The following is a 15,666-nucleotide window of genomic DNA, read 5'->3' as shown; positions in this document are numbered from 1 at the left end:
GACAGGAGCTTTAATGTTTTCAAGAATTAGAGTTGTAACATTTGTAATTTTTTGGGTGCTTTACCTTTTCTCCAGCTTATCTCTTTTTTTTACGGGAGTATTTGGAATCAAGCGTTCCGACGTACTATTTCATTCAGATTATCATCGAGTTATTACTCAACTAACAACGTATAAAATAAGTTTTTGGCGCACTCATACTCATCCCTTATTCATTCTCATCTTTAATCCTTTAGGGTTTTTACTCAAAAAAATAATTGGTTCTGCGGAAATTGTTGGCATACTATTCAGTACCTTTTTTGGAGCTGTTTGCGTTGTTTTAGCTTTAGTTTTTTTCCAAAAATTGGGGTTTAAATCTTTTCACGCCATACTGTACTCGGCTATCTTAGGATTATCTACATCTCATATATTTTTCAGTTCGGTTCCCGATACGTTTATTTTTGCTGCATGTAGTCTAATTATTATTTATTTGTTGGCAGTTGCTTACCCAGGCAGCTTAATATACATGGTTCCAGCAACTATTTTTGCGCTCGGCATGGTAATAAGTAACGTAGTGCAGGGTATTCTTGTCTATTTTTTCAGCATCTATCAGAGTAGATTTAATAAAAAACTTTTTATAAAACTGATTACTTTCATCGGGTTAGTTTTATCTGGTGCCATTGCTTTAAATATCTTGCAGAAGTTGATATATCCAAGTGCCGATCTGTTTTTTATTCCAGGAAGCTATTATTCTAAAGAAGGGAATTATGTAAATTTGCCCGATCAATCTGGTCATATTTCTAGAATCCTAAAATTGTTAGGATATATTTTTATATTCAATTTTATTGCTCTTAAGCCGCATATATGGAGAACTGCTGAAGATAACCCACCTTCTTGGGTAAAACTTAATTCTGAACCTGCACCTTGGGTGAACTTCGATCCTCCATCTATTACAGCACTTTACATACCAGGCATTATCGCTTTTTTGCTTTGGACAATATTACTTCTTTGGAGTCTTTATGCCTTTATTAAGTTTCGCTCCGATAAAATACCGATAATGAGGAGTTTAGTTTTTTGTATATTATTTAATTTTTTACTACACAACATCTATGGAAAAGACTATGAGCTGTTCTTGTTTACACCCAACTGGACTTTTTTGGTATTGAGCTGGGTAGCTCTTTCTCTAAAATTCTACAGTCATGCAGAAGGGATTGCCCCTAAAGTATTGAATGCCTTATTATTGCTGTTTGTAATCAGCCAACTTTTGAACAATGCACAATTTGTTGAAACGTTAGTTTCATTATATCAACAATCAAATTTAAGCTTAAACAAAGCATAACAAGTTTCGTATCCAAGATAGAATACACTTAAGTATTGCCAAATTGCCGTAAGCTAGCTTGAACTGATTAAAGGAGTTGATACGGCTAAAAAAACTAACTAGCAAAAGTCTAAAATTAAAATTGAGTTAAGGACTACAGAAGAAGCCTATGTATTTTTCGCTTATTTTAGTCAATTTACTTAACTATTGGCGAAGATTAAATTCTTTAACCCGAAACCTCTTGCTCTTTACCTTTGCTAATATTGTCATCGTAAATTTTATATTAATAGTCCTATTTTTTACAGACTGGAAAGATTTAGGACTATCTAGAACTGAAATATTTTTGCGATATGGGCGAACCATCAATGACTCATGGGAACCCATGCTAGAAGCGTTCAACTATATTCAATCCGAGCATCAGGAATTATTGTATTCTAAAGTTTTTTTTGAAGGACAAACAAAGTTTCAGTATCCCCCTACCTCTCTGCTAGTCTTTTACTTTCTAAAAATAAATGTGGTTGAGAAATTCCTAGGAAGTATTGGATTATCTATATTTAATACTTTAAAATTAATTTCATGGAATTTTATCCTACTAACGATCTTCTTTGTTATCCAGATATTTAATTTAAGTTTAAAGAAGCACAAGGGTAAAGAAAACGGAGATATATCGAGATTCGAGCTGATTGCTATCAATGTTCTCCTGGTTTGTTTAACTTTGACTTTTTATCCGGTAGTGAAAGCCTATACATTAGGGCAAATTCAGTGTTGGCTCAATGCTCTGTTTGCTGTGCTTTTTTGGTGTTGGATGACAGATAGGAAAAAAATTGCAGGCATTTTAGGAGGGGTAATGTGCCTGATTAAGCCTCAGTATGCTCTAATTTTGATATGGGGAATTTTGCGTAAACAATGGAGCTTTACTCTCGGCTTTGTAGCCGCCAGTTTGCTGGGACTGATAGTTTCAATATCGCTAATCGGCTTTGCAGATCATGTTAACTACTTAAGTGTATTATCCTTTATTTCCAAGCACGGCGAAACTTTTTTTACAAACCAATCAATGAATGGGGTTTTAAATAGATTGCTATTTAACGATCCCATTCTTAATTTTAAGAATAATTCTTTTCCGCCTTATAACCCTTGGGTTTACTTGGGAACAATACTTAGTTCAATCGCTTTAATTTCAGCGGCTCTATTCTTGCCAATGCTAACGAGCGAGAAAGGAAGTATTACGGATTTCTCTATTATTGCATTAACCTCCACAATTGCTTCTCCAATTGCCTGGGAACATCATTATGGTATCCTTTTGCCAATTTATGCTTTCCTACTTCCTTATTTATTAAACAGAAAAATCTTTGGAAAATTTACGATTTGTTTCTTAGCTATAAGTTATTTATTAACCAGTAATTATTTGGCGATCGCTAAGTATTTAGCATACAAGAAAATAGCTTTTATCCCCTTAAACATTTTTCTATCTTATCTACTGGCTGGAGGTTTGATGGTTTTAGTATGCTTATACATTTTAAGAAGCACGAAATATGAGGTGAATGAGAGTAAGGATAAGCTTCAAAATAACGTGGTTAGTGATTAGCAATAATTAGTGGTATTATGTGCCGCAAATAGCCTTTTAAAGTATCAGAGCCTACTTGACATACTGGTTATCAACGATTGAGCAACTTACTTTCGTATTTTCCTCAGATACTCTCCCCAAACTGGGTATCTAGGTAAGAAATTGCCTTCTTTGCCAAGTCTTTATATAAAAAACTGTATATTTACGGAATCTTGATAGTCTGTTGACGCTTTTTCGACTAAAATCATTACGGAAGAAGCTATTAAACTTTTTCTTATCTAATCTCGCCTCAAACTGGTATACCCAGATAAAAAAGCTAGTTTCTGTGAGAATTATAAGGTTATTGCATGAAAGCAGTGCTGCTTGCTGGAGGACTTGGTACTGGGCTAAGTAGAGTGGGTATTTAGTTCTATCGGAAATCATTGACTACATTGCAGATGCATCCACAGCTTGGAGTAAGAGCCAACTTAAACAGTAGCGTTGTTGACTTTAGTATTCACTACAAGCCAGGATATTTTAAAGCTAAGTTTTGCAGTAAATCTGCCTTACAGGAATTGATTTTTATCATAAAAGAGGTTTAAAAGCAAATGAAAATCCCCCGATTTCCCAGTGGTAAACAAACTTCAACTGAGCTAGCTGCTAGTCCTATAAAATTTCCTTATATTAAAGCTTTAAGACCACGCCAGTGGACCAAAAATCTGATTGTTTTTGCAGCACCCTTGTTCGCTTTCAGTATTAATCTGGAATCCTTGCTAGGCTGTTTACTGGCGTTTGTTTTGTTCTGCTTGACTTCGAGTAGTTTCTATCTACTCAATGACATCGCAGATGTAGAATCTGACCGTCAACATCCAGTCAAGAGTAAGCGACCCATTGCCGCAGGTAAGGTCAGCGTGCCAGTGGCGATGGGAATGGCAGTATGTTTGTTGGGTACTGGTTTAATTGTCGGCTGGTGGCGATCGCCCTACTTGGGAGCAACCATCACAGCATACGCACTGCTGCAAATTGCCTATAACCTGCGGCTGAAGCGGACTGTGATTTTGGATATTATTGCGATCGCGATGGGTTTTGTCTTGCGAGCCTACGCAGGTGCTGCCGCCACAAACATTGTTTTATCCCCCTGGTTTCTCCTGTGTACTGCTATGCTGGCTTTGTTTTTGGGTGTGGAAAAGCGCAAAGCAGAACTGCGGCTATTGTCAATTAGAGGTGGCAAGACCCGGTCTGTACTCAAGCGCTACTCCTTGCCTCTACTCAGCCGCATGGAGAATACAGTGACAACTGGCGCAGTCATGACCTACGCCATTTGGAGTTCCGGGCCTCAAGTCCGTGGAGCATCAACACCTTGGATGTTACTCACATTACCCTTTGTTATATACGGGATTTTTCGCTATCAGCTACTGAGCGATCCGCAAGAAATCGCTCGGCGAAGCGATATAGATGAGCAAGGAGGACAGACTGAGCGTCCGGAGGAAATTTTATTAAAAGACTTGCCTATTCTCCTGACGGTGATCGCTTGGATCGTTACAAGCTTTGTCATTCTATTACTGAAACGTCAGGGGCTAATCGAGTAATTTTTTGGGTTGTAAGTCTCTGAACTTGTTGTGGCTGTGAGTGAAGTGACCAAATGTTAAACCGAGTGGCTCTGTTTTTTTCCCGCCCTGTTAAACAGAAATCCAAAAAATCAGTTATCAACGAGGGACTTTACAGTTTTCCGCGAGAAGAGTACAGCTTGGCATCTATAGAGCTTGACTGGCTGAAGCTTTGCGGCATACAAGGTGTTATTCTCGATTTAGACAACACCATTGTTTCTGAAGACGATCGCTACTTGTCTCCCGGTGCCGAAGCTTGGATCGAACAGGCAAAATTACAAGGATTTCAATTTTTCATTCTCTCTAATGGCAAGCGCCGGTATCGGGTAAAGGCTTGGTCACATCGTCTAGATATTCCAGCTATAAATCCAGCCAAGAAACCCTTTCCTTTCGCCTTCCGTAAAGCCATCAAATATATGCGGCTGAAACCAAAACAAGTTGTCGTTATTGGTGATAGCCGCCATACAGATGTGTTAGGGGCATGGCTAAGCGGCTGTGCTAGCATCCAAGTTGCCACGCTCCCTCATCCCTTTCGATGGTGGGAAAAACTCCTGGGAAAACGAGTCCAAACGCCGTGGCCTAACGACCGCGAACTTTGGGATTTTGATTCTTTTTATTAAGCTGATTCTGGCTTAAGCAAGCTGAATATCCAAGAAAGTGTAGTTGTTTATGTTAGCTAATCTTTTGTTTCCTTTTTTAATCGTGCTGACCGTTGGCTTAAATACTCTCGCACAAACATTTTTGAAATTGGGAGCCGGTCAAAATCCCTTAAATGTTTACTTGCTGGGTGGGATTTTAGTTTACGGTCTCAGTACAGTTTTCTATATTTTGGTTTTGGGCAAGTTTAACTTATCAGTTGCTTATCCAGTTGTGATTGGCTTAACGGTGGTGGCAACGACGATTGCCGGAGCAGTTATTCTCAAAGAGAAAGTTTCCCCGGTTGATTGGGTGGGAGTGGGATTGATGCTCAGTGGAATTTGCGCGATCGCTTTTGGCAGATTGTCTTCAATAACATAGTTAGTATTCTATCGGAAGCCCTCTGGGTAACTGCTCTAATCGCAAAATTAGTCAATTTTGCGAGTTTTTTGCCCTTTTATGAGTTTAAAGTCTAAAACTACTAGAGACTCAATTTTTTAAAGTTTTAATAAAGCTCCTATATTTGTTTATCGTATCTTTACAGATATCTCAGTATTTTCCGCTTAGAATATTTACTTAGAGAAAATAGATTTTGCAGATTAATAATACATCCCAATTATACATGAATCTATCTAAAGATATAGATTATTTTTCATAAAAAACGAGGTAATCGCATGAAAGCAGTGATACTGGCTGGAGGGCTTGGAACTCGACTCACGGAAGAAACCACAATCAAACCAAAGCCGATGGTGGAAATTGGTGGACGACCCGTGCTGTGGCATATTATGAAAATTTACTCAGCTCATGGAATAAACGATTTCATTATCTGCTGTGGTTATAAAGGCTACGTAATTAAGGAGTATTTTGCCAACTACTTCTTACATATGTCTGATGTCACATTTGATATGCGGTTTAACCAAATGAATGTGCATTGTGGCTATGCCGAACCCTGGCGAGTCACGTTGGTAGATACCGGAGATCAAACGATGACCGGAGGACGCTTGAAGCGAGTCAGAGAGCATATTGGGAATCAAACCTTTTGCTTTACCTATGGAGATGGCGTAGCGAATGTCAATATTCAAGAGCTAATAGACTTTCATCGAGAGCAAAAGTGTTTGGCAACATTGACTGCAACTCAGCCACCGGGACGATTTGGGGCGATTTCTTTAGAACCCGATCAACATAAAATTACCACTTTTCGGGAAAAGCCGGAAGGGGATGGTGCTTGGATTAATGGGGGTTACTTTGTTCTAGAGCCGGAAGTGATTGATTATATTGACGATGACTCCACAATTTGGGAGCAAGAACCCCTGAAAAAATTATCTCAAAATGAGCAGTTGGCTGCTTACAGACATCCTGGATTTTGGCAACCGATGGATACTTTACGAGATAAAAATTACCTGGAAGAACTTTGGAAGAGTGGGAATGCTCCTTGGAAAGTTTGGTGACAAATTTCAGGAGTAACACTCATCCATTTCAGTTTCAGGGGCAAGAAAATTTATGTATGATTTTGCAATTATCGGCGGCGGAATTATTGGGCTTTCTACGGCAATGGCTTTGGGAAAACGCTATCCCTCTGCCCGTATAGTAGTGCTGGAAAAAGAAAGCCAGTGGGCTTATCATCAAACAGGCAATAATAGTGGCGTGATTCACGCTGGCATTTATTACAAGCCAGGAAGTTTCAAAGCGAAATTTTGCCGGGAAGGAAGTCGCTCAATGGTGGAATTCTGCCGGGAGCATGGCATTGCACATGAAGTCTGCGGCAAAGTAATTGTGGCAACTGAGGAAAAAGAGCTGTCACGATTAGAAAGCCTTTATCAACGCGGCTGGGAAAATGGTTTAAAGACTAGCAAGATTAGTGCAGAGGAAGTCAAAGAAATTGAACCTCATGTCGCCTGTCTAGCCGGAATTCGGGTGTACGGAACTGGGATTGCCGATTACAAGCAGGTGGCTCGAAAATATGCCGAGCTAATTGAAGCACAAGGTGGAGAGCTTCGCCTCAATACCAAAGTTGAGAAAATTGTTGGAACGGGTGAGAATCAGGTACTTGAGACAAATAACGGCACGTTTGAAACGCGCTTTGTCATCAATTGTGCCGGACTGCATAGCGATCGCGTTGCCAAATTAGGAAACGTCGATCCGAAAGCGAAAATTGTCCCATTCCGGGGAGAATACTACGAACTCACGCCAGAAAAACGCTATCTCGTCAAAACCCTGATTTATCCGGTTCCTAATCCAGATTTTCCCTTCTTGGGCGTTCACTTCACCCGGATGATTGATGGAAGCGTTCATGCAGGGCCAAATGCCGTTCTCAGCCTCAAGCGGGAAGGTTACAAAAAGACAGACTTTAATCTACGTGATTTTGCTGAGGTGATGACTTATCCCGGTTTTTGGAAACTAGCAGCAAAACACGCCGACGAAGGCATTCAGGAAATCATTCGTTCCTTCAGTAAAGCCGCCTTTGTGCGTAGCTTGCAAAGGCTGATTCCGGAAGTGCAATCGGACGATCTAATTCCCACTCACGCCGGGGTTCGCGCTCAAGCTTTGATGAATGATGGCAAGTTAGTGGACGACTTTTTAATTGTTAAAGGCAATAACTCCGTCCACGTTTGCAACGCGCCTTCCCCCGCTGCTACATCTTCCCTGGAAATTGGCAAAGCAATCGTAGAGCAAATTCCGGAAAGAACCCTGGCGACTACAAGTCGCGGCTACACAAACAAAACCCGACTACACGGGTTTCAAGATTAATATGTTTTTAGTCCGCGTAGGCGAACTTTATCTGTGTAGTTGCGAATTCTATTCGCCCGGTACTTTCAAACACAAAATTAGTGTATAAAAAGTGAACAAATGAAAGTATTAGTAACAGGAACAGAAGGCTATCTCGGCTCGTTACTCGCCCCCATTTTGATGAAACGCGGACACGAAGTGATTGGGGTGGACACCGGCTTCTACAAAGTGGGTTGGCTGTATAACGCCACCGATTTAACTGCCAAAACCCTCAACAAAGATTTGCGGCACATCACAGCAGAAGACTTAGAGGGTGTCGAGGCAATTGTTCACATGGCAGAACTTTCTAACGATCCCGCCGGACAACTCTCACCCAATATCACCTACGACATTAACCATAAAGGTTCAGTTCGCCTTGCCAATCTAGCTAAGGCAGCGGGTGTGCGGCGCTTCGTTTATATGTCTTCTTGCAGCGTCTACGGCGTAGCAACAAAGGATGATGTGACTGAAGAATCTCCCGTCAATCCTCAAACCGCTTATGCAGAATGTAAAACCTTCGTAGAACGAGATGTCAAGCCACTCGCCGATGACAATTTTTCTCCTACCTTTCTGCGAAATGCCACCGCTTTTGGGGCATCTCCCAGAATGCGTTTTGATATTGTTTTAAATAACTTGGCGGGCTTAGCTTGGACAACGAAAGAAATCAAGATGATCAGCGACGGAACTCCTTGGCGTCCGTTGGTTCACGCCCTTGATATCTGTAAGGCAATTATCTGCACCCTAGAAGCACCCCGCGACATTGTTCACAACCAAATTTTCAACGTAGGGGACACTTCTCATAACTATCGAGTCAAAGAAATTGCTGAAATTATTGCCTCAGTCTTCCAAGGATGTCAGCTAACCTTTGGAGAAAATGGCTCAGACAACCGCAGTTATCGAGTTTCTTTTGAGAAGATTAACAAAACTCTACCGGGATTTAAGTGTGAATGGGATGCCCAGCGGGGTGCCCAGCAGTTATTCGATTTGTTCAAGCAAATTGATATGACTGAAGACATCTTTTTGTTTAGAGGGTTCACTCGTTTGAAGCAGCTAGAGTACCTGATTCGCACCCAACAAATCGATCAAAACTTTTTCTGGAGTAAGGAGTTATAAATCATGGCGATCGCTAAGTGTCGTTTTTGTAGCAAATCCCTTCAGCACACCTTTGCCGATCTAGGGATGTCACCCATTGCAAATGACTACCTAACGCCAGAACAGCTGCGTCGGGCAGAAAAAAGTTACCCACTTCATGCCTATGTTTGCGAAAGTTGTCTTTTAGTGCAGCTAGAAGAGTTTGAATCTCCCGATCATATCTTTGGGGATGGTGACTACGCTTACTTTTCTTCTTACTCAGAAAGTTGGTTGCGTCATGCCAAACTTTACACGGATTTGATGGTAGAAAGGTTTGGGTTTAACAAAAATCATCAAGTCATTGAAATTGCTAGTAATGACGGCTACCTGTTGCAGTATTTCCATGAAAAGGGAATCCCCGTTTTAGGAATAGAACCAGCGGCAAATGTAGCAAAAGTTGCAGAGGAAAAAGGAATTCCCAGCTTAGTTAAGTTCTTTGGGGTTGAAACTGCTAAGGAACTGGCAGCAGCGGAGAAACAAGCCGATCTGTTGTTGGGCAACAACGTCCTCGCTCACGTTCCGGATGTGAATGATTTTGTAGCGGGAATGAAGATAGCCCTGAAGCCAGATGGCATCTTGACAATGGAATTTCCCCATTTGTTACAGCTGATGCAGCAAAATCAGTTTGACACGATTTATCACGAGCATTTTTCCTACTTTTCCTTCTTAACCGTTGAAAAAATCTTTGCGGCTCACGGTTTGACCTTATTTGATGTCGAAGAAATCCCGACTCACGGCGGTTCGCTCCGAATTTACGGCAAGCATGACAATGCGGCTGAGCCAGCCATGAGCGATCGCGTTAATCAGTTAAAATCCCAGGAAATCCAAGCTGGCTTAGATAAGATAGACACTTACCTGACCTTTGGAGAAAAAGTCAAAGAAACCAAGCGCAAGCTACTGAGTTTTTTGATTGAGGCGAAAGAACAGGGGAAAGCGATCGCCGGTTATGGTGCCCCAGCCAAAGGAAACACCCTCCTAAATTATTGTGGAGTTCGCACAGATTTTATCGATTTTACCGTAGATCGCAGTCCTCACAAGCAAGGAACCTTTCTACCAGGAACTCATATCCCCGTCCTCAACCCCGACGAAATCCGCGAAAGACAGCCTGACTACCTGCTAATTTTGCCTTGGAACCTCAAAGAGGAAATTATGCAGCAAATGGCATTTATTCGAGAGTGGGGAGGCAAGTTTGTAGTCCCAATTCCAGAGGTGCAAGTTTATCCATGATCTTTACTGAAACCAAGCTCAAAGGTGCCTTTATTATTGACATAGAGCAACGAGAAGATAATCGAGGATTATTCGCTCGGACTTTCTGTGCCAATGAATTTGCCGAGCGCGGATTAAAGCCAAACGTTGCCCAATGCAACCTATCCGTGAACTACAAAAAAGGGACGTTGCGAGGTATGCATTATCAAGCAACCCCCGCCAGCGAAACAAAATTGGTTCGTTGTACCCGTGGTGCTATCTACGATGTCATCATCGATATGCGTCCTAAATCTCCCACGTATCTGTGCCATATTGGCGTCGAGCTAACCGCTGAAAACCGGCGTGCCCTGTATATCCCTGAAATGTTTGCCCACGGCTTCCAAACCCTAACCGATGACGCCGAAGTGGTATATCAGATGAGTGAGTTCTACACACCAGGGTATGAGCGGGGGCTACACTATGACGACCCTATCCTAGGGATTGAATGGCCCCTACCAGCCAGTGAAATTTCCGAAAAAGATGTATCCTGGCCTTTGTTCAGCTCTTATGTTCTTGTCGGGGCATAATTTTTATCTAGATCGATGAACCAAATACAAAACTGCCCGCTTGATGTGGGGACGATGTAGAGTGCCTGAATCGTTGCAACCCATAAAGAAACAACATGAACACAATCTTTTTCGATTCTGATGTTAACGATGAGGTGAGGCGAAAACATCTCTTCAACGGACAGATTTTCGTCTTTTCACCCCGCCCAAGTGCGATCGCGTTGTGCGAATTAGCTCGCGAACTCACCCAAGAAGCGTTTGGTTCTCTAGATCCAACAGAGGCACAATTTAGCCTCCCCGTCGAGAAGTTTGTGGAGATTGTCGCTCCACTCAAGCCTAGATTTATCCATCACCCCAAGTCAAAGCAGCTGATTCGGGAACTACTAGAGGATCTTGGCTGCGAGATGAACAAAACCTATTTCGACGTTCCGCGTATGAGGATCGTGTGTGATGGCACCTACCTCAACGCAGGGGTTGCTTATCCGCTGCACCCGCATCGTGACACCTGGTACGCGGCTCCCCTCTGCCAGATGAACTGGTGGCTTCCCCTCTACGACTATGAATCCGAGAGTTCGATGGCATTTCAGCCCCGCTACTGGAGCCAGCCGATAAATAATGGCTCTAGCGAGTACAACCACTATGAGTGGAACCGGGAGGGTCGGAAAAACGCCGCCCAGCATATCAAGAAAGATACCCGCAAGCAGCCCCGCCCATTAGAACACGTCGATCTCGATCCGCAGCTCCGAGTCGTTACCAAACCAGGCGGAATCATCCTCTTCTCTGGCGCACAGCTGCATTGGACAGTGCCCAACACCTCCGGACGCACGCGCTTTAGCATCGACTTCAGAACCGTACACCTCGACGATGTCATCTCCAAGGGCGGCGCACCGAATCTCGACTCCGCTCCTCAAGGAACTACACTCAGAGAACTCATGCGGGGCAGCGATCTCGCCCGCATTCCTGATGACATCATTGCCCTCTATGAGAATGAGCCACCACCCAGTGAGGAGGGGCTTTTGTTCCAACCTCCGGCGGAAGTCTTAAACTCTGTTCGTTAGGAATTAACGAGCATTTAACTAACACTTCCATTTGATGCTAGCCGTCAGCAACCCCGTAAAACTTGCCAAAATTTGGTACTAATTTTACGGGTGCTGAAGCTAGTAAGTAGATGGATATAGTTATTTGTAGGATGGGTAGAGCGACTAAGTGTTACCTCATCAAACCCATATCAATGTTGGGTTTCGTTCCTCAACCCAACCTACCTCAGATGCGCGAGTTTAATTATGTCTACCTACTTATTAAGGACGTTCAAGTTGCCCTTGACTTTTTGTAAAAGAGGCTTAAAGCTGTGAACCTCACCGATCTGAAGAGAGTTCTTAACCCTAATGATATTGGCAACGAGATGTACCAGATTATCTCAAAGCTATATCCGATTTGCCGCAGTATTACGGGCAATGGCTTTCGAGAAACTCTCAAGATTATTCAAGAACTCATTCCCTTAGAAATTCACGAGGTACCGACGGGAACGGAAGTGTTCGACTGGACGGTTCCGAAGGAGTGGAATATTAAGGATGCCTACATCAAAAATTCTCAGGGTGAGCGAGTCGTAGACTTCCAAAAATCTAACTTGCACGTTGTCAATTACAGCGTGCCGGTTCGGAAAAAAATGCCTTTTCAGGAACTGAAAGAACACCTATTTACCCTACCAGATACTCCTGAGTGGATTCCTTATCGGACTTCTTATTACAAAGAAACTTGGGGCTTTTGTTTGAGTCACAAGCAATTTTTAGAACTGAAAGATGGCGAATATGAAGTCTGCATTGATTCCTCTTTAGAATCAGGAAGCCTGACTTACGGCGAGTATTACATCAAAGGAGAAAGCCCAGACGAAGTTTTAATCTCTTGCCATGCTTGTCACCCATCTCTGTGTGACGATAATCTATCGGGCATCGCTCTCAGTACCTATTTGGCAAAACATCTCAGCTCGATTTCTCGGAGATACTCTTACCGATTTCTATTTATTCCGGGAACGATTGGTTCCATTACTTGGCTGTGTTTAAATGAAGCCCAAGCCCAGAAAATTAAACACGGATTGGTAGTAACGTGTGTGGGAGATCCAGGCAAAGTTACTTATAAGAGAAGCCGCCAAGGTGATGCAGAAATCGATAGAGCCAGCCTTCACGTTTTAAAGCATTCGGGGCAAGAGCATGAAATTATTGATTTCTTCCCCTATGGCTACGATGAGCGGCAGTATTGCTCTCCGGGGTTCAATCTGGCTGTGGGTTGTTTTATGCGATCGCAGCACGGTGAGTTTCCCGAATACCACACATCGGCAGATAATCTAGATTTTGTGCAACCTGAATATCTGGCTGACTCCTTCTCTAAATGTTTGTCAATTTTCCACGTTTTGGAAGGCGATCGGACTTACTTAAATCAAAATCCTAAATGCGAGCCGAGACTGGGGAAAAGGGGTCTTTATAAAGGAATTGGCGGGCAGAAAGAGGGGGCACTTAATGAAATGGCAATCCTGTGGGTGTTAAATTTGTCGGATGGCAATCATACCCTTCTAGACATTGCCGATAGGTCGGGTTTAGCATTTGATGAGATTAAAAGAGCAGCAGATGCTTTAGTAGAACATGATTTATTGAAAGAGTGTTTGAAATCAGCAACCGTCAGCTAAGATTAATCCAAATCCTTGCAACCAAAATTGAATGTCAGCCTTAAAAGACCAAATTGCAGTTGTAACGGGAGCTAGTAGCGGGATTGGCAAAGCGATCGCGCTCGGTTTGGCAGAGCAAGGAGTCACGCTTTGTCTGGTGGGACGTAATTTAGAAGCGCTAGAGACAGTCGCCGAAACTGCCACCACTGCATCCAAAGTTCTGCTTTATCAAGTTGATCTCACGCTAGACGAAGACATTGAGCAGCTAAAAACTCGTCTTGAGCAAGATGTAGGAAATGTTGATCTGCTCGTTCATAGTGCTGGTGTCATCACCTTAGGGGACATGAAAACCGCCTCCCTGGAAGACTTTGACTGGCAGTACCGCGTCAATGTTCGCGCTCCTTATGCGCTGACACAAGCCTTGTTACCGGCGATCGCACTCCGTCAGGGTCAGATCGCGTTCATCAACTCGACGGTGGGTTTGAATGCTAGAGGCGGTGTGGGACAATATGCTGCAACCAAGCACGCACTGAAGGCGATCGCTGACAGTCTGCGAGAGGAAGTCAACGCAGATGGCGTGCGCGTTCTCAGCATCTATCCCGGACGCACTGCTAGTCCCATGCAAGCATCGGTTCAAGAGATAGAAGGTAAGACATATCATCCAGAACGACTTCTGCAACCAGAAGACGTAGCCGCAGTGGTACTCAATGCCCTCAGTTTGCCCCGAACCGCCGAAGTGACTGACATTAATATTAGACCTTTAAAGAAAACTTAAATTCAGTTGAAGCTTAGATTCTCCAAGCTACATTCAGAAAATGACTAGATGCTCAATAAGCGCACTATCATAAAACTTGATATTTTCACGCTTTGAGCTGTAATCCGTAAGTCTTTAGGTTCATAATTTTTAATAGCATTTTTAGGAGTTGAAGCATATTTTTATGGAAGTTTACTTTTTTTTCATTTGTTTTATTTTAGTGACAGTTGGGCTAAATATCTTAGCTAAAAAATTTCTAAAGCAGCGATGGAATTTATGGTTAGGCTATGGATTGCCTGCCTTGCTGTTCATCTTATTTATGTGGAATGTTTCCGCTCCACACAATCTATTTAGTGACTTTAATAAAGCCTATTATCCGGCTGGTCGTCAAGTGATAGAAAATCCATCCAGCTTGTATGACAAAAATTGTGCTGATAATACTATTTGCTTTGTCAACATTCCAATTATTGCCTATTTGTTTACTCCTTTTTCTCCATTTCCTCTACATAGAGCGCAATATTTACTTGCTGTTTTGAGTGTTTTAGCTGTTGTTGCATCTTGCTATTTTACAGTTAAGCTAACGAAAGTTAGTGGGGACAAACGAATAGCTATAATTGGACTATTTGCAATAAATGGACCTTTGTATTACAGCTTTCGATATGGAAACGCTACTCATTTTGTATTTCTATTGCTGATAGGGGCATTTTTTTGTATTCAGAATAAGCGTGAGGTTTTTCTAGGAATTTTAGTAGCGATCGCGGCTCTAATGAAAATCCCTCTAGTTCTTTTTGGCGTTTATTTCGTATTAAGAAGACGATGGCAAGTGGTAGCGGGTTTTAGTGCAGCACTGTTGGTAATTGGGGGTGCATCTCTACTTTTATTTGGGGTGGATTTACATTTAACTTGGTTTCGGGAATGTATCCAATCTTTTGCTGGTAAACCACTTGCTGCCTACAACGTTCAGTCAGTAGATGGTTTTTTAGCTCGCCTGCTGACCGATGGCAATCTCAAAAACTGGCTACCCCTTGAAGTAGGTTGGGATTTTAAAGTGATGCGGTACGCATTATTATCACTTCTGTTTGGTACAACTTTCTGGGTTTTTTGGCGCTCAAAATCACCCACCACACTAGAAGAAGAAAACTTGGAATTTTCTATTGTTCTTTGTTTAGCACTGGTAACAAGTCCTATTTCTTGGACACATTACTATTTATTTCTACTGCTACCTTTATCCCTCTATGTTGGCAACAAATTAGTAGTTCCTAATCAGCGGCTATGGTTTAGCCTTATGATACCGAGCATCCTGTTAATATCCTTTCCTGTAACATCGATTCTGGTTGACTTTAAACCTCTCACATTTTTTACATCCAAGTTGCTCATCTCCCATTACTTCTTTGGTGGTGTGTTACTACTGGGAGTCTTGTTGGCAGCTCAATGGCATAATTCAAAACGCTTTCAGCAATCTCAAAGTGGTGTTGGTTCTTTGTGACAGTGCTTTGTGATTATGCTTTGTGGCATTAATCCTTAA

The 15,666-nt window shown here is 42.3% G+C and carries 14 protein-coding genes; all 14 read left to right on the top strand.

Features of this window, described 5'->3' with window-relative positions; all coding sequences use genetic code 11:
- Positions 1-13: 13 nt before the first annotated feature.
- Complete coding sequence (locus AC2VDX_RS21925; RefSeq protein WP_378185179.1) at positions 14-1,315, top strand: hypothetical protein; 1,302 nt, start codon at positions 14-16, stop codon at positions 1,313-1,315.
- Between the two features lie 148 nt (positions 1,316-1,463).
- Complete coding sequence (locus AC2VDX_RS21920; protein WP_378185181.1) at positions 1,464-2,879, top strand: glycosyltransferase family 87 protein; 1,416 nt, start codon at positions 1,464-1,466, stop codon at positions 2,877-2,879.
- Between the two features lie 566 nt (positions 2,880-3,445).
- On the top strand, positions 3,446-4,426 hold the full coding sequence (locus AC2VDX_RS21915) for a decaprenyl-phosphate phosphoribosyltransferase (RefSeq protein ID WP_378185183.1): 981 nt from the start codon (positions 3,446-3,448) through the stop codon (positions 4,424-4,426).
- A 53-nt stretch (positions 4,427-4,479) separates the two neighbouring features.
- On the top strand, positions 4,480-5,064 hold the full coding sequence (locus AC2VDX_RS21910) for a YqeG family HAD IIIA-type phosphatase (RefSeq protein WP_378185185.1): 585 nt from the start codon (positions 4,480-4,482) through the stop codon (positions 5,062-5,064).
- Positions 5,065-5,113: 49 nt separating this feature from the next.
- Entirely contained in the window at positions 5,114-5,461 is a 348-nt protein-coding gene (locus tag AC2VDX_RS21905) for an SMR family transporter (RefSeq protein ID WP_378185187.1), read from the top strand.
- 293 nt (positions 5,462-5,754) lie between these two features.
- Complete coding sequence (gene rfbF / locus AC2VDX_RS21900) at positions 5,755-6,528, top strand: glucose-1-phosphate cytidylyltransferase (protein ID WP_378185189.1); 774 nt, start codon at positions 5,755-5,757, stop codon at positions 6,526-6,528.
- Positions 6,529-6,580: 52 nt separating this feature from the next.
- A complete protein-coding gene (gene lhgO / locus AC2VDX_RS21895) occupies positions 6,581-7,828 on the top strand; it encodes an L-2-hydroxyglutarate oxidase (RefSeq protein WP_378185191.1) in 1,248 nt (415 codons plus the stop codon).
- 99 nt (positions 7,829-7,927) lie between these two features.
- Positions 7,928-8,959: an NAD-dependent epimerase/dehydratase family protein gene (locus tag AC2VDX_RS21890; RefSeq protein WP_378185193.1), complete on the top strand. Its 1,032-nt coding sequence runs from the start codon at positions 7,928-7,930 to the stop codon at positions 8,957-8,959.
- Between the two features lie 3 nt (positions 8,960-8,962).
- Positions 8,963-10,204: a methyltransferase domain-containing protein gene (locus tag AC2VDX_RS21885; protein ID WP_378185195.1), complete on the top strand. Its 1,242-nt coding sequence runs from the start codon at positions 8,963-8,965 to the stop codon at positions 10,202-10,204.
- Positions 10,201-10,749, top strand: coding sequence for a dTDP-4-dehydrorhamnose 3,5-epimerase (rfbC, locus tag AC2VDX_RS21880; protein WP_378185197.1), 549 nt, complete (start codon positions 10,201-10,203; stop codon positions 10,747-10,749). Before AC2VDX_RS21885 ends, rfbC begins: the two co-directional genes overlap by 4 nt.
- A gap of 95 nt (positions 10,750-10,844) precedes the next feature.
- Entirely contained in the window at positions 10,845-11,786 is a 942-nt protein-coding gene (locus AC2VDX_RS21875) for a phytanoyl-CoA dioxygenase family protein (protein WP_378185199.1), read from the top strand.
- A 344-nt stretch (positions 11,787-12,130) separates the two neighbouring features.
- Positions 12,131-13,408 (top strand): DUF4910 domain-containing protein, encoded by a 1,278-nt coding sequence (locus AC2VDX_RS21870; RefSeq protein WP_378185299.1) that lies wholly within the window; start codon positions 12,131-12,133, stop codon positions 13,406-13,408.
- A 31-nt stretch (positions 13,409-13,439) separates the two neighbouring features.
- Positions 13,440-14,162 (top strand): SDR family oxidoreductase, encoded by a 723-nt coding sequence (locus AC2VDX_RS21865; RefSeq protein ID WP_378185201.1) that lies wholly within the window; start codon positions 13,440-13,442, stop codon positions 14,160-14,162.
- A gap of 163 nt (positions 14,163-14,325) precedes the next feature.
- On the top strand, positions 14,326-15,627 hold the full coding sequence (locus AC2VDX_RS21860) for a glycosyltransferase family 87 protein (RefSeq protein ID WP_378185203.1): 1,302 nt from the start codon (positions 14,326-14,328) through the stop codon (positions 15,625-15,627).
- Positions 15,628-15,666 lie beyond the last annotated feature (39 nt).

It is taken from the genome of Coleofasciculus sp. H7-1 (assembly GCF_057473865.1).
Note: the sequence above shows the minus strand (reverse complement) of the source record. Positions and strands in the feature narration are given on the sequence as shown.